Source organism: Streptomyces sp. SM1 (assembly GCF_002910825.1).
GTDB lineage: Bacteria > Actinomycetota > Actinomycetes > Streptomycetales > Streptomycetaceae > Streptomyces > Streptomyces okerensis.
This window is the reverse complement of sequence record NZ_NEUB01001045.1, coordinates 1-15,693: the sequence shown is the minus strand read 5'-3', so window position 1 is coordinate 15,693 and position 15,693 is coordinate 1. Positions and strand designations below refer to the sequence as shown.

General features: G+C 71.9%; 16 protein-coding genes and 1 pseudogene. 9 read left to right on the top strand and 8 right to left on the bottom strand.

Translation table 11 applies throughout. The features are described 5' to 3' along the window. Positions 1–54 precede the first annotated feature (54 nt). From B9S61_RS39210 to B9S61_RS39200, 3 genes are all read left to right on the top strand, one after another. Entirely contained in the window at positions 55–1,776 is a 1,722-nt protein-coding gene (locus B9S61_RS39210; protein WP_103546495.1) for a trypsin-like peptidase domain-containing protein, read from the top strand. A gap of 129 nt (positions 1,777–1,905) precedes the next feature. After that, entirely contained in the window at positions 1,906–2,364 is a 459-nt protein-coding gene (locus B9S61_RS39205) for a sec-independent translocase (protein ID WP_103546493.1), read from the top strand. A gap of 226 nt (positions 2,365–2,590) precedes the next feature. Continuing rightward, positions 2,591–3,265 (top strand): hypothetical protein, encoded by a 675-nt coding sequence (locus B9S61_RS39200; RefSeq protein ID WP_103546492.1) that lies wholly within the window; start codon positions 2,591–2,593, stop codon positions 3,263–3,265. A 161-nt stretch (positions 3,266–3,426) separates the two neighbouring features. On the opposite strand, the gene B9S61_RS39195 is transcribed toward B9S61_RS39200, so the two are convergent. The 3 genes from B9S61_RS39195 to B9S61_RS39185 are packed head-to-tail and all read right to left on the bottom strand — an operon-like array spanning position 3,427 to position 6,485. After that, positions 3,427–4,560, bottom strand: coding sequence for an Mrp/NBP35 family ATP-binding protein (locus B9S61_RS39195; RefSeq protein ID WP_103546490.1), 1,134 nt, complete (start codon positions 4,558–4,560; stop codon positions 3,427–3,429). A 43-nt stretch (positions 4,561–4,603) separates the two neighbouring features. Next, the gene (locus B9S61_RS39190; RefSeq protein WP_103546488.1) at positions 4,604–5,212 is read right to left on the bottom strand and encodes a DUF1003 domain-containing protein; all 609 of its coding nucleotides are present in this window, start codon (positions 5,210–5,212) and stop codon (positions 4,604–4,606) included. Next, positions 5,202–6,485 carry a magnesium transporter MgtE N-terminal domain-containing protein gene (locus B9S61_RS39185; RefSeq protein ID WP_103546487.1) on the bottom strand — a complete coding sequence of 428 codons (1,284 nt, stop codon included), beginning with the start codon at positions 6,483–6,485 and terminating at the stop codon, positions 5,202–5,204. Before B9S61_RS39185 ends, B9S61_RS39190 begins: the two co-directional genes overlap by 11 nt. A 216-nt stretch (positions 6,486–6,701) precedes the next feature. Here B9S61_RS39185 and B9S61_RS39180 point away from each other — a divergent pair, with 216 nt between their 5' ends. Beyond that, on the top strand, positions 6,702–7,490 hold the full coding sequence (locus B9S61_RS39180) for a hypothetical protein (protein WP_103546485.1): 789 nt from the start codon (positions 6,702–6,704) through the stop codon (positions 7,488–7,490). Between the two features lie 27 nt (positions 7,491–7,517). Here the strand turns inward: B9S61_RS39180 and B9S61_RS39175 are convergent, their stop codons facing one another. Next, positions 7,518–8,030 (bottom strand): hypothetical protein, encoded by a 513-nt coding sequence (locus tag B9S61_RS39175; protein WP_103546484.1) that lies wholly within the window; start codon positions 8,028–8,030, stop codon positions 7,518–7,520. Positions 8,031–8,071: 41 nt separating this feature from the next. After that, positions 8,072–9,193, bottom strand: coding sequence for a magnesium and cobalt transport protein CorA (locus B9S61_RS39170; protein ID WP_103546482.1), 1,122 nt, complete (start codon positions 9,191–9,193; stop codon positions 8,072–8,074). A 509-nt stretch (positions 9,194–9,702) separates the two neighbouring features. Here B9S61_RS39170 and B9S61_RS39165 point away from each other — a divergent pair. The 4 genes from B9S61_RS39165 to B9S61_RS39150 all read left to right on the top strand — a co-directional run bounded on the left by B9S61_RS39165 (position 9,703) and on the right by B9S61_RS39150 (position 12,933). Then, positions 9,703–10,287 carry a suppressor of fused domain protein gene (locus B9S61_RS39165; RefSeq protein ID WP_103546481.1) on the top strand — a complete coding sequence of 195 codons (585 nt, stop codon included), beginning with the start codon at positions 9,703–9,705 and terminating at the stop codon, positions 10,285–10,287. 214 nt (positions 10,288–10,501) lie between these two features. Next, complete coding sequence (locus B9S61_RS39160; RefSeq protein WP_103546479.1) at positions 10,502–11,143, top strand: DUF6758 family protein; 642 nt, start codon at positions 10,502–10,504, stop codon at positions 11,141–11,143. A gap of 118 nt (positions 11,144–11,261) precedes the next feature. After that, entirely contained in the window at positions 11,262–12,119 is an 858-nt protein-coding gene (locus B9S61_RS39155) for a PHP domain-containing protein (protein ID WP_103546499.1), read from the top strand. Between the two features lie 208 nt (positions 12,120–12,327). Continuing rightward, positions 12,328–12,933, top strand: coding sequence for a MarC family protein (locus B9S61_RS39150; RefSeq protein ID WP_103546478.1), 606 nt, complete (start codon positions 12,328–12,330; stop codon positions 12,931–12,933). A 106-nt stretch (positions 12,934–13,039) separates the two neighbouring features. Here the strand turns inward: B9S61_RS39150 and B9S61_RS39145 are convergent, their stop codons facing one another. After that, complete coding sequence (locus tag B9S61_RS39145) at positions 13,040–13,192, bottom strand: hypothetical protein (RefSeq protein ID WP_103546476.1); 153 nt, start codon at positions 13,190–13,192, stop codon at positions 13,040–13,042. 219 nt (positions 13,193–13,411) lie between these two features. Here B9S61_RS39145 and B9S61_RS39140 point away from each other — a divergent pair, with 219 nt between their 5' ends. After that, entirely contained in the window at positions 13,412–14,314 is a 903-nt protein-coding gene (locus B9S61_RS39140) for an NYN domain-containing protein (protein WP_103546496.1), read from the top strand. Here B9S61_RS39140 and B9S61_RS39135 read toward each other — a convergent pair. Next, positions 14,311–15,183 (bottom strand): alpha/beta fold hydrolase, encoded by an 873-nt coding sequence (locus tag B9S61_RS39135; RefSeq protein ID WP_103546474.1) that lies wholly within the window; start codon positions 15,181–15,183, stop codon positions 14,311–14,313. The genes B9S61_RS39140 and B9S61_RS39135 overlap by 4 nt on opposite strands. 80 nt (positions 15,184–15,263) lie before the next feature. Continuing rightward, a pseudogene (locus tag B9S61_RS39130) lies at positions 15,264–15,693 on the bottom strand (DEAD/DEAH box helicase); the annotation flags it as partial.

Sequence of the window (15,693 nt, the reverse complement as noted above, 5' to 3'; positions counted from 1 at the left end):
CCCGGTGGCGAGGGCGAGCCCCGCGTTCCGGGGGCGACAGGGGCCGGTGGCTCGGTGTCCGGCGCGGGAGGGCTCGACGGGTCTGCCGTACCCGCCGCTTCCGCGTCCGCGCCGTCCGCCGGCGAGGGCGAGGGCCGTTGGGCGGAGGGACCCGGTGCCGGTGACTCCGTCGGGCGGGACGACGCAGACGGTGCTCCGGGGGCCGGGCAGGCAGCGCGGCCGTTGCACGATCCCGACCCGTACAGCACCCCGCCGTACGGTGAGCCTGGGCCCTGGGCGCCCGCGCCGCCTGTACAGCACCCCACGGGTACTCCCGCGCACGGTGTGCCGGGTGGTGTGGCGCCGTCGGTCGGGGACGGGTATGCGGGGGGTGCTCCCGCGCACGGTGTGGCCGGTGCAGCTTCGTCGGCCGGGGGTGGGCATCCCACGGGTACTCCCGCGCACGGTGTGCCGGGTGGTGTGGCGCCGTCGGTCGGGGACGGGTATGCGGGGGGTGCTCCCGCGCACGGTGGGGAGGCTTCCGGGTCTTCGCCGGTTGTGGTTGCCGGTGCGGGCGCGGAGGGTGTGTCCGCCGATCCCTGGGGGCGTTACGACCCGTGGGCAGCCGCGGCCGGTGCGCCGTTGCAGCGGGCCGATCCCGTCCCGATGGACGGCAGGCGGCGCCGCAGGCGCGCCCGGCGGGCGGTCGTCGGGGGCGCGCTGCTGCTCGCGCTCGTCTCCGGCGGCATCGGCGGAATCGTCGGCGGCTATCTGGAGCGCAACGGCGGCATCGGGACCGTGCAGCTGCCGCAGGCCGGCCGGGAGGATGTCCGGCGTGACCCGGACAGCGTCGCCGGGATCGCCGCACAGGCGCTGCCCAGCGTCGTCACCCTGCACGTCAGCGGTGCCGGAGCGGCCGGGACCGGCACCGGCTTCGTGCTGGACGAGCGCGGCCACATCCTCACCAACGACCACGTCGTCGAGCCCGCCGGGGAGAACGGCGAGATCACCGTCACCTTCCACAGCGGGGACACCGCCGAGGCCACCGTCGTCGGCCGGGACGCCGGCTACGACCTCGCCGTCGTGAAGGTCAAGGGTGTCCGGGGGCTCGCCCCGCTGCCCCTCGGCAACTCCGACAACGTGCGTGTCGGCGACCCCGTCGTCGCCATCGGTGCCCCCTTCGACCTGGCCGGCACGGTCACCGCCGGCATCATCAGCGCCCGGGAGCGGCCCATCACCGCCGGCGGCGAGAACGGCGACGGGACCGACGTGTCGTACGTCGACGCCCTGCAGACCGACGCGCCGATCAACCCCGGCAACTCCGGTGGCCCCCTCCTCGACGCCCGGGGCCGGGTGATCGGCATCAACTCGGCCATCCGCTCCGCCGGCGGCGGCGAAGACCCGGACGGCGGTCAGGCCGGTTCCATAGGCCTCGGCTTCGCCATCCCGGTCAACCAGGGCAAGCGCGTCGCCGAGGAGCTGATCAACACGGGGCGGGCGGTCCACCCCGTGATCGGCATCACCCTCGACATGGAGTACGGCGGCGACGGCGCCCGCGTCGCCGCCGAGGGCCATGACGGCGGGCCCCCCGTCAGCACCGGCGGCCCCGGCGCCAGGGCCGGGATCAAGGCCGGGGACGTCATCACGGAGATCGACGGCCGGCGCGTCCACTCCGGCGAGGAGCTCATCGTCAAGACCCGGGCCCACCGCCCCGGCGACCGGCTGGAGCTCACCCTGGAACGCGGCGGCGAGGAGCGGAAGGTGTCGCTGGTGCTCGGCTCCTCGGACGGCGGCTGAGCGGCATGCGGAGGCACGGGACGGTACCGGCCGCGGGGGGCGGCCGGGTACCGTGGACCCGGCCCGGACCACGGAGACCACAGGCCGGCACCGAGGGCCGAGGACCGAAGGCATCGCGAGGAGCTTCACGTGTTCAATGACATAGGACCGCTCGAGCTGGTGACGCTCATCGTCCTCGCCGTGCTCGTCTTCGGTCCGGACAAGCTCCCCAAGGTCATCCAGGACGTGACCCGCACGATCCGGAAGATTCGGGATTTCTCGGACAGTGCCAAGCAGGACATCCGGCAGGAGCTGGGACCCGAGTTCAAGGACTTCGAGTTCGAGGACCTCAACCCCAAGACGTTCATCCGCAAGCAGCTGGACAACGAGGACCTGGGGCTGAAGGACATCCGGAGCGGCTTCGACCTGAAGAAGGAGATGGCCGAGGTCACGGACGCCGTCCACGGCCGCGACGGGGAGTCCGCCACGCCCTCGGCGTCCCCGTCCTCTTCCTCGTCCGGCTCCTCCGGTGGCCGTGTGGACATGAGCAAGAAGCCGGAGCGTCCCGCGGCCGAGGAGCGCCCGCCCTTCGACATGGACGCCACCTGAGCCAGGGGTACCGGGGGCTCACGCCCTCGCACACGTGACGCGTTTCATACTCCACTCGGGCTGTGTACGGCCCGATCCGGGCCTCCGCGCGGCCCACGCGCCGGGCGGTTTCCCGGCCTGTGGCCGCGGGGTGGCTATGCTGCCGAGTTGTTGTGCGGAGCGGACGAGTACGCCCGAAGGGGGGCGGGCCGCCCGGTCCGACGAGAGCGAGGAGGCGTCCCGGCACATGGAGACGACGAGTTCGGCAGTCGCGCAGGCGCCGGCCGCGGAGGACGGACAACACGTCCCCTCCGCCCGGCGTACCGTCGACGGCTACCTGCGTGCGCCCTTCCCCTGGTACGGACTCGACGAGGCCTTCACGGGCCGCCGCTGGCTGATGCAGGTCGGACTGGCGGCCGACGGCGCCGTCGAGCACGGATCGGTCGGGCACGGCGACGAGCCGTCGGTGCGCAGTGAGGTCACGGCCGGTGGTGACCAGGAGGCCAAGGAGAAGTTCGCGGTCGTGGTGACCGTGGCCGCCAACCCGGTCCGCCGCAGCGCCGACGGCACCGGTCTGCTGGAGGCGACCTCGGTCTCCTCCGCGGCCTGGCTCGCCGGCGTGGGGCTGCTGTCCTTCACCTGGCCCGGCCAGATGGACCACTCCCTGCGCGACGACTGGCTGGAGCAGCAGACGGAGACGGCCTGGGTGCTCGCCGACGATCTGGAGGGCGAGGACTGGTCGACGCTGTCCCTGCCCGTGGACGGGGTACCGACGCCGTTCCACTACCGGGAGTCCGAGTTCGGCTGGGTGCTCGCCGGTTCCACGCAGGCGGGCGTGCACGTGGGCGCGTACGGCCGGGGAATGAGCGCGTACGGCCTCGGCTTCGCCGTGATCAAGGACATCGCCGGGTACGACGACTGAGCCGCACCCCGCTGAGCCGCACGCGGTGATCCGGGCGAGGCGATCCGCACGCGGTGATCCGGGCGAGGCGATCCGCACGCGGTGAGCCGAGCACGTACGCCGAAGCACGGACACACCGAAGGGCGCCGTCCCCGCGGACGGCGCCCTTCGCTTGCGACGCCTCAGAACTTGTTGCGCGGGGTGAGCCCCAGGGACATGCCCGACAGGCCGCGCTGCCGGCCGCCCAGCTTGCCGGCGATCGAGCGGAGCGCCGCACCCGCGGGGGAGTCCGGGTCGGACAGCACCACGGGCCTGCCCTCGTCGCCGCCCTCGCGCAGCCGGACGTCGATCGGGATGGAGCCGAGCACCGGAACGTTCGCACCGGTGGTCCGGGTCAGGCCGTCGGCGACCGACTGGCCGCCGCCCGTGCCGAAGACGTCGACCATCTCGCCGCAGTGCGGGCAGGGCAGCCCGGACATGTTCTCCACCACGCCGACGATCTTCTGATGCGTCTGCACGGCGATGGACCCGGCCCGCTCGGCCACCTCGGCCGCCGCCTGCTGCGGCGTGGTGACGACCAGGATCTCGGCGTTCGGCACCAGCTGGGCCACGGAGATCGCGATGTCACCGGTGCCGGGCGGCAGGTCGAGGAGCAGGACGTCCAGGTCGCCCCAGTACACGTCCGCGAGGAACTGCTGGAGCGCGCGGTGCAGCATCGGGCCGCGCCACACCACCGGCGCGTTCCCCGGGGTGAACATGCCGATGGAGATGACCTTCACGCCGTTCGCCGACGGCGGCATGATCATGTTCTCGACCTGGGTGGGACGCCCGTCGGCACCCAGCATGCGCGGCACCGAGTGGCCGTAGATGTCGGCGTCCACGACACCGACCTTCAGCCCGTCGGCCGCCATCGCCGCCGCCAGGTTCACCGTCACCGACGACTTGCCGACGCCGCCCTTGCCGGACGCCACCGCGTACACCCGGGTCAGGCTGCCCGGCTTGGCGAAGGGCACCTCGCGCTCGGCCTGGCCGCCGCGCAGGGCGTTCGCCAGTTCCTTGCGCTGTTCGTCGCTCATGACGTCCAGCGTCACGTCGACCCGGGTGACACCGTCGAGCGCCGAGACGGCGTCCGTCACGCGCTGCGTGATGGTGTCGCGCATGGGGCAGCCGGAGACCGTCAGGTACACGGTGACCGCGACCGCTCCGTCCGCGCCGATCTCCACCGATTTGACCATGCCGAGCTCGGTGATGGGCCGGTTGATCTCGGGGTCGTTCACCGTCGCCAGTGCTTCGCGCACCGCGTCTTCCGTAGCCATACCGACGATGGTACGGCGCCGGGTACACCCACCGGTAAGTACGTCAGCGGTCGTCTGCGTCACGTCCCGGCGGCCGTTCGGCCCGCATCGCCGGGTATGGGCCGTGCTGGTCCTTGTGCCCGTTCTGCCGTGCCTCCATCTCCTTGGCCATGTCCTGCAGCTCGGAGCGGATCCAGTCCCGCGTGGCCACCTCCCCGAGCCCGATCCGCAGCGCGGCGATCTCCCGGGTCAGGTACTCGGTGTCCGCGATCGACCGCTCGTTCTGCTTGCGGTCCTGCTCCAGGTTGACCCGGTCACGGTCGTCCTGCCTGTTCTGCGCGAGCAGGATCAGCGGGGCCGCGTAGGAGGCCTGGAGGGAGAGCGCCAGGGTCAGGAAGATGAACGGATACTCGTCGAAGCGCAGTTCCTTCGGCGCGGACACGTTCCACAGCACCCACAGGATGATGACGAACGTCATCCAGACGATGAACTTCCCGGTGCCCAGGAACCGCGCGACGCTCTCCGACAGCCGTCCGAAGGCCTCCGGGTCCCACTCGGGCAGGATCCGGCGCCTGGGAGGGCGCGGCTGGTCCAGACGGGGCGTACGGGGCCGTCCGGCCGCCGTGGCACCCGCCGGCAGCCGCTCGCGCGTGCCCTCGCGCTCAGCCGCCATCGGGCACCACCTCCTCGTCCAGGTGGAACTCGGTCTCCCGCCAGTCGTCGGGCAGCATGTGGTCCAGTACGTCGTCCACCGTCACCGCCCCCAGCAGCGAGCCGGCCTCGTCGACCACGGGCGCCGCCACCATGTCGTACGTGGCGAAGAACCCGGCGACCACGGGCAGCGCCGCGTCCGGGTCCAGAGCCTGCAGATCCTCGTCCAGCATCGAGCCGACCAGCGTGTACGGGGGATCGCGCAGCAGCCGCTGGAAGTGCACCGTGCCCAGGTACTTGCCGGTGGGCGTCTCCTCGGGCGGACGGCAGACGTAGATCTGCGCGGCGTGCGCGGGCGAGAGATCGGGCTCGCGGATACGGGCGAGGGCGTCCGCGACGGTGGCGTCGGGCCGCAGCACGATCGGCTCGGTCGTCATCAGACCGCCCGCCGTGTGCTCCTCGTACGACATCAGACGCCGCATGTCGGCCGCGTCGGAGGGCTTCATCAGGCTCAGCAGCCGCTCCTTGTCCTCCTCCGGCAGTTCGCCGAGCAGGTCGGCCGCGTCGTCGGGGTCCATGGCCTCCAGGACGTCGGCGGCGCGCTCCTCCTTCAGCTTGCCGAGGATCTCGATCTGGTCGTCCTCGGGCAGCTCCTCCAGGACGTCGGCGAGCCGGTCGACGTCGAGGGCGGCGGCGACCTCCGCCCGCCGCTTGGCGGAGAGGTGGTGCAGGACGTTGGCGAGGTCGGCGGGGCGCAGCTGCTCGAACGTGGCGAGCAGGTTCTCGGCGCCCTGCCCCTGCTCCTCCAGGGAGAAGCCGGTGACCGCCGACCACTCCACGGTCAGCGCCTCCCCCTTGCCGCGCCGGAACGCGCCGCCCTTCTTCCCCTTGCGCACGAAGACCCGGTCGATCTCCCACTCGCGGCGGGCGGGAAGCTGATGCACCGACAGGTCCAGGACGGTGACCTCCTCGCCGCTCTCCACCAGCGTCACCCGCCGGTCGAGGAGTTCGCCGAAGACCAGCCGCTCGGTGGGACGCTGCTCGAAGCGCCGCACGTTGAGCACCCCCGTGGTGATGACCTGGCCGGACTGCACGGCGGTCACCCGGGTCATGGGCAGGAAGATGCGGCGCCGGGTGGAGAGTTCGACCACCAGACCGAGCAGCCGCGGCGGGCGGCGGCCGGGCCGCAGGATGACGACCAGATCGCGCACGCGTCCCACCTGGTCGCCGGCCGGGTCGAAGACGGCGACACCGGAGACATGTGAGACGAAGAACCGGGGGGCACCCGCTGCCATGGCGGCGGCTCCTTTGCGTGCGGGGTCTTTCGTTGCCGTGTGCTGCCTGCTGCGTCTGTTCTCCGGGATTGCCCGCTCGGGTGGGCTTCAGGCTAGCCCGTCCCGATCGGCCGTGCGTCCAGGGCCGGTCCGGACGGACTGGCTCCGCCCGGCCTTCCGCTCCCCGGTACTCTGCGGTACGCCGTTCAGGTCCCCCGTACGAGAGGCAACCCACCTGTGATGTCGATCTCCCAGGGCCGTTCCCGCAGGGCCACGCTGGCCGGTGCCGTGTGCGCACTGCTCGTGACGGGGGTGGCGCTCACGGGATGCTCCGAGGATCCGAACGAGGGCACCAACGGTGTCGGCCGACTGCCCGCCGACCAGATCCAGAGCAGAGCGCAGAAGGCCGCCGCGTCGGTCGGCACGGTGCGGCTGCACGGGACCGTGGTCACCAGCGGACGCACGTACACGCTCGACATGCGGCTGAAGGAGAAGGGTGGCATCGGGTCGGTCACCACCGGGGGGGAGACGTTTCGCCTCCTGCGGGTCGGCGACGAGCTCTACCTGAGGGCCGGCGCCGAGTTCTGGGGACGGGGCGGCGGCGACGGTGACGGCGGGAGCGGAGGAAAGGACGCGGGCGAGGGCGACGGCGAGACGGACGCGGCGGCGGCCGACAAGCTCGCCTCGAAGTACGTGAAGGTGCCGCAGGGCGACCCGTCCTACCAGAAGTTCATCGGCCTCACCGACAAGAGCGTCCTGCTCGGCGGCCTGCTGACCCTGCACGGCAAGCTGGCCACCGGCGGCCACCACGAGCAGTCGGGCGTACGCACCATCCGCGTCACCGGCGACGAGGGCGCCGGGGGCACCCTGGACGTCTCGCTCGAGGGCAAGCCCTACCCCGTACGCCTGGTGCGCGCCGGGAAGGCGGGCACCCTCACCTTCTCGGCCTGGGGCACCGACTTCCCCCTGAAGCAGCCGGCCAAGGACGACACCCTGGACTACGGCGAGAAGCTCCCGACGTCGTGACCCGAAGTCTGACGAGGATCTTGGGTTCTAGCGCCGCCGCTTCCTCCCCAGCAGCAGTCTGGGCAGTCCGGCCGGGGCCGGCTGCCGGGTGGTCACCGGGGTGGGCAGCGGCGCCTCGGCCAGGGAGCCGTCGGGCAGGGGTGCTGTGGCCCCCGTCGGTTCCAGCCGCATCACCCGGCACTCACGGGCCCAGCGTTCGGGCATCGCCTCGGCGTCGGGCGCGTTGAGCCGCTTGCCCTTGAGCTCCGCCACCGTCGCCGTCCATGCCTCGGAGCCGGGCGCCGGTTCCACGACCGTCGCGGTCCACGAGATCAGCCGGCCGCCCTTGTCCTTGCTGCGCACGGTCACCTCGGCCGGACCGCCGTCGGTCAGCCCCGGCAGCGGCTGCTCCCCGGGCCCGTCGCCGATCACGCACGCGGCACCGTCGTGCCACACGTGCCACAGCGCGCGGGCGGGAACGCCGGGCCCCTTGACCCAGATGAGTCCCGACTTCTTCGTGGCTTCCTCGATGAGGGCCCGCTCGAGCGGCTCACTTGTCATGGGGCCAGCCTATCCAGGGGGCCGACGGGCTCCCGGGGCGCTCAGAGCCAGCCGTTGCGCTTCAGCGTGCGGTGGATGCCCAGACAGATGGCCACCGTGACACCGAGGACCACCGGGTAGCCGTACTTCCAGTGGGTCTCCGGCATGTAGTCGAAGTTCATCCCGTAGACCCCGCACACCATCGTCGGTACGGCGATGATCGCGGCCCACGAGGTGATCTTCCGCATGTCCTCGTTCTGCGCCACGGAGGCCTGGGCGAGGTTGGCCTGGAGGATGGAGTTCAGCAGTTCGTCGAAGCCGATGACCTGCTCCTGCACGCGTGCCACGTGGTCGGCGACATCCCGGAAGTACTTCTGGATCTCCGGGTCGACCAGCCGCATCGGACGCTCGCTCAGCAGCAGCATCGGCCGCAGCAGCGGCGCCACGGCCCGCTTGAACTCCAGCACCTCACGCTTGAGTTGGTAGATCTCACCGGCGTCCGTACCACGCGGGGTGCCCTTGCGGCCCGGTGAGAACACCTTGGTCTCGACCTCGTCGATGTCGTCCTGCATCGCGTCGGCGACCGCGATGTAGCCGTCCACCACGTGGTCGGCGATGGCGTGCAGCACGGCCGAGGGGCCCTTGGCCATCAGCTCGGGGTCGTCCTGCAGGCGGTGCCTCAGGGCCCGCAGGGACCCCTGGCCGCCGTGCCGGACGGTGATGAAGAAGTCCCGTCCGGTGAAGCACATGACCTCACCGGTCTCGACGACCTCGCTGCTGGCGGAGAGCCGCTCGTGGTCGAGGTAGTGGACGGTCTTGAAGACCGTGAACAGCGAGTCGTCGTAGCGTTCCAGCTTGGGCCGCTGATGGGCCTGGACGGCGTCCTCCACGGCCAGCGGGTGCAGGCCGAACTCCCGGGCGATACCGGCGAATTCGGCCTCGTTGGGCTCGTGCAGGCCGATCCACACGAAACCCCCGTCGCGGCGCACCAGCCGCATCGCCTCCTGCGGGGTGAGCGGGCTGCCCCCGTTCTCCAGGCGGCGTCCGTCGCGGTAGACGGCGCAGTCGACGACGGCGGTGCCCGTCGCGGGGTCGCGGGTGGGGTCGTACGGGCCGCTCTCCTTGCCCAGCGAGATGCGGGAGGAGGGACGGACCACGGCGCGCAGGTCGCGGATCATCGACATGGCGGGCTCCTTCGCGGGCAGGCAACGAGAGGCGCCGGAACGACGGGTGGAACAACCCGGAATCAGGACGTCCTGGACTGCGGATGTTTGGCGCGTCCACAAAGCGGGGAGCACCGCACCGTCGCGGTGGCGAGCTTCGTCGCTGATTCAGCTACTGGGGCAGATCAGGCGGAACGAGACGAAGTGCTCTTCCGATGAGGACCGATGAAGACGCGCGAGGGCGAAAGGCAGCCGGACAGGGAGCAGCTACATCAGCGGGCGGAAGAGCGGGTGATACTGCACGGTCGACTTCGGTCCATGCCAGCCCCACCTCCTCCGGCCGGTCCCTCGTGAGGGACGATCCACGATCCCCTGAGGGATTTCCCCTCGAGTGGGGAGAGTCGTACAGGCGTTCGGGACTTGATCGGGACGCCTCGGCGTGCTGCCCGAAACCACCGGCCAAGCGTATCAGCCGACTGCCGTGTCAAGGCTCTGCTTTGCCCGGTCCCGACGAGTTCTATGCTCGCCGCATGGCTGATGTTCTCCCTCTGGTCGAGGCCCGGCTGCGTACGGCGCTGGGCGAACCGGACGCGCGCGCGGCGGTCACCTTCCTGGGCACGGACCGCATCGAGGTGCTCCGCTTCCACGAGGGCGACATCGTGCGCTACGCCACCCTCGGCATGTCCGCGCAGCCCATGACCGACCCCACGTCGGCGGTCGCTGACCCGGTCGAGGGGCCGCGCGTCGAGCTGGTGCTGTCCGTGCGGGCCGGCGTCGCGGACACCGGGAAGGTGCTCCGCCCGCTCGCCGTGCTGGCCGCGTCCCCGCAGGTCGAGGGGGTTGTCGTGGCCCCCGGTGCCTCGCTCGACGTGGGCGGACCGCTGTGGCCCGGCGCGCCCTTCACCTCGGTGCTGGTGGCCGAGCCGGGCGGTCTGGTGGAGGACCTGGAGCTCGACGGGCCCATGGACCCCGTACGGTTCCTGCCGCTGCTGCCGATGACCCCGAACGAGGCCGCCTGGAAGCGGGTGCACGGCGCCCAGGCACTCCAGGAACGCTGGCTGAACCAGGGCACGGATCTGCGGGATCCGTCCCGGAAGTCCGTGCCCCTGGAGTGAGTCGGGTCACCAACGGCCTTCTCGTGCCGGTTGCTTGGTGACGTGGGGCGGGGTCGTGGCGGGGGCCCGTCACAGGGGCGCTGCGGAGGTGACGTGCGCACGGCAGGAATGTCCGCGGTGGCCGATGCGAGGCGCACGCGGTTTTCCCGTCCGTTCCGTCCGGACGGGTGATCGTCCTTGACGTGGCGCGGCAGACCTAGGACCGTGGGGCTCTATGAGGGGCGAACCCAGTTGCCCGAAGTGCGGTGGCCGGATCAGGGCTCCCGGCCTCTTCTCGGATGCCTGGCAGTGCGACGCGCACGGCACCGTGCACCCTTTGCAGCCCGTGATACCGCCGAGCGTCGAGGCCCTCGAAGTCGTCGTGCACCGTACGAAGGTGCCGGTGTGGATGCCCTGGCCGCTCCCGGTCGGCTGGCTGTTCACCGGTGTGGCCAGTGCGGGCGACGACCGCAGCGGGGGCCGGGCGACCGCGGTCGCGTGCACCGGTCCCGGACCGCTCGGCGGCATGGGTGAGCTGATCCTGGTCGCCGAGGAGCTCGGCGTCGGCCTCGGCGCGCGGTATGCGGGCATCGACGGCCCGGACCCGGGGCCGTACATGGACGTCGAGAAGCCGCCCCAGGCCAAGGTGCTGGCCGCCGGCCGCCCGACTCCGCTCTGGCACGTCTCCGGGGCGCCCGACGACCGCGCGGTGTTCGCGGGCGAGGCGCTCGGCATGTGGCTGTGGGCGGTGGTGTGGCCGGAGCGGTCCGGGCTGCTGATGTACGACGAACTGGTCCTCACCGACCTGCGCGACGCCGGTGCCGAGGTGGAACTGGTGCCGTGCGGGGCGCTCTCCCCGCGACTGCTGGAGACGTAGGAGCCGCGGGGAGGGCCGGTAGGGGGCGCACCGCCGTTTCGGGTGTGACAGGAGGCGGTGGGAATCCGGTTATCCTGGAGCGTCCCCATCCGTCCGTCACCGCTTGGAGTACCGCGTCGTGCGTATCGACCTGCACACCCACTCCACCGCGTCCGACGGTACGGACACGCCCGCCGACCTGGTCCGCAAGGCCGCGGCCGCCGGTCTCGACGTCGTCGCGCTGACCGACCACGACACCACCCGCGGGCACGCCGAGGCGCTCTCCGTGCTGCCGGCCGGCCTCACCCTGGTCACCGGCGCCGAACTCTCCTGCCGGCTCGACGGCATCGGCATGCACATGCTGGCCTACCTCTTCGACCCCGATGACCCCGCGCTGCTCGCCGAGCGCGAACTGGTCCGGGACGACCGCGTCCCCCGGGCCAAGGGCATGATCGCCAAGCTGAACGCGCTGGGCGTGCCGGTCACCTGGGAGCAGGTCGCGCGGATCGCCGGCGACGGCTCGGTGGGGCGTCCGCACGTGGCCTCCGCGCTGGTCGAACTGGGTGTGGTGCCGACCGTGAGCGACGCCTTCACCCAGGAGTGGCTGGCCGACGGCGGACGCGCGTACATGGAGAAGCACGAGACCGACCCGTTCGAGGCCCTGCGGCTGGTCAAGGACGCGGGTGGCGTCGCCGTCTTCGCGCACCCCGCCGCGAGCAAGCGCGGCCGGACCGTGCCGGAGTCCGCGATCGCCGCGCTCGCCGAGGCCGGGCTCGACGGCATCGAGGTCGACCACATGGACCACGAGCCCGACACCCGGGCGCGGCTGCGCGGCCTGGCGAAGGAACTGGGGATCCTGGTCACCGGGTCCAGCGACTACCACGGCAGCCGCAAGACCTGCGTCCTCGGCGAGTTCACGACGGACCCCGAGGTCTACGGCGAGATCACCCGCCGCGCGAACGGGGCGTTCCCGGTGCCGGGGGCCGGCGGAGTCTGAGCCCCGCCCCCCCCGGCCGGTCGTCTTCCGTACGCGCCCTCCCGTACCGCGTACGCCCGCCTCACCCCCGTGTGCGCGGTGGCGCCGCGTGCGGCCCCCGTACGCCCTCGTACACGCACGCACGCACGTCCCCGTACGGCGTCGCACGTCCTCGTGCGTCCCGTGCGTGTCCCCGTGCGTCCCTCATCGGTTCTTCAGCAAGGCAGTCATGCTCGACGTCGCCGTCTTCGGCTCCCTCTTCCTGACCCTCTTCGTCATCATGGATCCCCCCGGGATCACCCCGATCTTCCTCGGCCTGACCGCGGGCCGGCCCGCCAAAATGCAGAAGCGGATGGCCTTCCAGGCCGTCTGTGTGGCCGGTGGCGTGATCACCGTCTTCGGGCTGCTCGGCCACCAGATCCTCGCCTACCTGCACGTGTCGGTGCCCGCCCTGATGATCGCGGGCGGTCTGCTCCTTCTGCTGATCGCGCTCGACCTGCTCACCGGCAAGACCGACGAGCCCAAGCAGACCAAGGACGTCAACGTCGCGCTGGTCCCGCTGGGCATGCCGCTGCTGGCGGGGCCGGGCGCGATCGTGTCGGTCATCCTGGCCGTACAGAAGGCCGACGGTGTCACCGGGCAGGTCTCGGTGTGGTCGGCGATCGTCGCCATCCACGTGGTGCTGTGGCTCGTGATGCGCTACTCGCTGCTGATCATCCGGGTGATCAAGGACGGCGGGGTGGTCCTGGTGACGCGGCTGGCCGGCATGATGCTCGCCGCGATCGCCGTGCAGCAGATCATCAACGGGGTCACCCAGGTGGTCCAGGGCGGCTGACGGGGCTCCCGGACGCGCGGAACCCCCGTACCGATGGCGGTGCGGGGGTTCCCGTACGTGTACACCGGGTCCCGGGCCGTGTGGCCGGTGTGCCCGGTGACGAGCGTTATGTGGCCGGTGTGTCGGCCGGGCGGATCCACAGGCGCTGCCCGATGGCGGCGGCCTGCTGCACGATGCGGTTGACGGAGGCGGCGTCTACGACGGTCGAGTCCACGGGTGTGCCGTCGACGTCGTCGAGTCGCATGATTTCGAAGCGCAAGGGCTTCTCCCTTCGTCTGGTCAATCCTCCTGGAGGAGAACTACTCGGTGGTGGCGCACGGGCAGGTCGGGCCCGCGTTCCCTGAAGGGTTCAACGGGGCGCGTGGTGCAAACATTCCCTACGCTAAAGAAAATTTTCGAATGGCTAAATACTGACGAGTAAGGGTTTCGAAGGAGACCGACCGGGACCGGTTGTGTTCGCAGCGTGACCACCGGGACAATGGAGGTGATGAACGAAGACCTCGCGGCCCTGCACGCCCGCATCGACCGCACGAACGAACTGCTCCAGCGCATGCTCGCCGAGGTGGCGAAGACACCCTCGACCCATGCGATCTTCGTCGACGCCGGGTACCTGTACGCCGCCGCGGGGCGACTCGTCACCGGTACGGAGGACCGCCGGGCCTTCGACCTCGACGCCGAGGGACTCATCGACGCGCTCATCGACCGGGCCCGCACCATCTTCGCCGACAGCAGGCTGCTGCGCGTCTACTGGTACGACGGGGCCCGCCGCCGCATCCACACCGCCGAACAGCAGACCATCGCCGAACTCCCCGACGTCAAGGTCCGCCTCGGCAACCTCAACGCCAACAACCAGCAGAAGGGCGTCGACTCCCTGATCCGCACCGATCTGGAGTCACTTGCCCGGCACCGGGCCATCAGTGACGCCGCCCTGCTCGGCGGCGACGAGGACCTGGTCTCGGCGGTCGAGGCGGCACAGGGATACGGCGCGAGGGTCCACCTCTGGGGCATCGAAGCCCCCGAGGGCCGTAACCAGGCCGAGCCGCTGCTCTGGGAGGTCGACAGCCAGCGCACCCTGGACCTGGATTTCTTCAAGCCCTACGTCTCCCGCCGCACGGCACCCGCGTACGAGCGCAGCACGGGTCGGCCCACCCGTGAGGACGTCCGGTTCGTCGGCGCGCAGATCGCCGCGAAGTGGCTGGTCGCCCGCGGCCGGGGGACCATGGTGGAACTGCTCCCCGGCCACCCCTATCTGCCCGGGTCCGTCGATCAGGACCTGCTGGTGGAGGCGGAGGGGCTGCTCCAGTACTCCCTGCGCGGCCAGGCCGACCTGCGGCGTTCCCTGCGCGACGGCTTCTGGGACCACCTGCAGGCGCAGTACTAGCCGGAACGCCGGGCGTCCCAGAAGCCGGCGAGGGCGTCGGCGGTCGGAGCGGGGCGGTCGACGGCGGGTGAGTGCTCGGCTCCCTCGACGACGGTGCGGTGCGCCCGCAGCCGCCGGGCCATCCCGTCGAGGTCCGGCACCGGCCAGGTGTCGTCGCGCTCACCCGACAGGACGTGGAACGGCAGCGGTACGGCGGCCAGTTCGGCGACCCGGTCCGGTTCGTCGCACAACTGACGCCCGGTGGCCAGCAGTTGCGCCGGCCGGGTGCCCAGCCAGCGGCTCCGCAGCCACTCCTGGCCACCGGCCCCGCGAGCCGGCCCGCCCACCTCCTCCGGCGGTCCCATGGCCAGGATCGCCTCCCAGCACTCCGCCATGGACATCACCGCGAGCGCGTCCCGAAGCAGCTTCACCCGCTGCTCCTGGGAGACGGAGATCCGCGCGGGACCGGAGGAGACGAGGGTGAGCGAGCGGAAGGGGGAGTGGTCGAGGAGGACGGCCGCACGGGCGATCTGGCCGCCGAGCGAGTGGCCGACGAGATGCACCGGCGTACCGAGCGCCTCCGCCTGCGCGAGCACATCACGCGCCAACTCCGCCTGAGCGTAGACGGATTCGTCGTCCGCGGGTCCGTCCGACTGGTACTGCCCCCGCCCGTCCACAGCGACCGTGCGGTAGCCGCGCGCCGCCAGCAACGTGTGCACCGGCGCGAAGTCCTCCTTGCTGCCGGTGTATCCGGGCAGCAGCAACGCGGTTCCCCGCGCCGCGACCCCGTCGGCCGGTGGCACGTCCACGACGGCGAACTCACCGCGGTCGGTGCGGAGTCGGCGGGCCGGGGTGCCGGAGGGCGGGGCGGGGGCGGAGTCGCTGGTCACGTGGGTGAGGGTAGCGGCCGCGCACACGCCGACGGCCCGGCCCCCCCACGGGTGGGGGACCGGGCCGTCGGCGTCGTGCGTCAGCCTTCCGCGGGCTCCGCGGCGGCCGTGGCCTTCCGAGCGCGGCGGACCCTGGGCTTCGCCTCGCCCACGGCCTCCGACTCCGGCGCGGACTGTGCGGGAATCTCGGCGGCGGCCTTGCGGGCGCGGCGCGGCCTGGCCTCGGTGGCTTCCGCCGTGTCGGGGGCCGTCTCGGCTGCCGCCGCGATCTTGCGGGTCCGTCGCGGCTTGGCCTCGGCGGTCTCGGCGGTGTCGACGGCGGTCTCGGCCTTCTTGGCGGCGGTCTTCCGCGTCCGGCGCGGCTTGACCTCCGCCACCTCGGCCTCCGCGGCCGTCTGCGCCGGGATGTCGACCGTGACGGCAGGGTCCGCCCCGGCGGCCTTGCGGGCGCGGCGCGGCTTGGCCTCGGTGGCTTCCGCCGTGTCGGGGGCCGTCTCGGCTGCCGCCGCG

Bases quoted from the DNA above. Each gene is read 5' to 3' on its own strand.
- B9S61_RS39200 (WP_103546492.1), top strand. From the start codon at position 2,591: ATGGAGACGACGAGTTCGGCAGTCGCGCAGGCGCCGGCCGCGGAGGAC.
- B9S61_RS39195 (WP_103546490.1), bottom strand. From the start codon at position 4,560: ATGGCTACGGAAGACGCGGTGCGCGAAGCACTGGCGACGGTGAACGAC.
- B9S61_RS39190 (WP_103546488.1), bottom strand. From the start codon at position 5,212: ATGGCGGCTGAGCGCGAGGGCACGCGCGAGCGGCTGCCGGCGGGTGCC.
- B9S61_RS39185 (WP_103546487.1), bottom strand. From the start codon at position 6,485: ATGGCAGCGGGTGCCCCCCGGTTCTTCGTCTCACATGTCTCCGGTGTC.
- B9S61_RS39175 (WP_103546484.1), bottom strand. From the start codon at position 8,030: ATGACAAGTGAGCCGCTCGAGCGGGCCCTCATCGAGGAAGCCACGAAG.
- B9S61_RS39170 (WP_103546482.1), bottom strand. From the start codon at position 9,193: ATGTCGATGATCCGCGACCTGCGCGCCGTGGTCCGTCCCTCCTCCCGC.
- B9S61_RS39165 (WP_103546481.1), top strand. From the start codon at position 9,703: ATGGCTGATGTTCTCCCTCTGGTCGAGGCCCGGCTGCGTACGGCGCTG.
- B9S61_RS39160 (WP_103546479.1), top strand. From the start codon at position 10,502: ATGAGGGGCGAACCCAGTTGCCCGAAGTGCGGTGGCCGGATCAGGGCT.
- B9S61_RS39150 (WP_103546478.1), top strand. From the start codon at position 12,328: ATGCTCGACGTCGCCGTCTTCGGCTCCCTCTTCCTGACCCTCTTCGTC.
- B9S61_RS39140 (WP_103546496.1), top strand. From the start codon at position 13,412: ATGGAGGTGATGAACGAAGACCTCGCGGCCCTGCACGCCCGCATCGAC.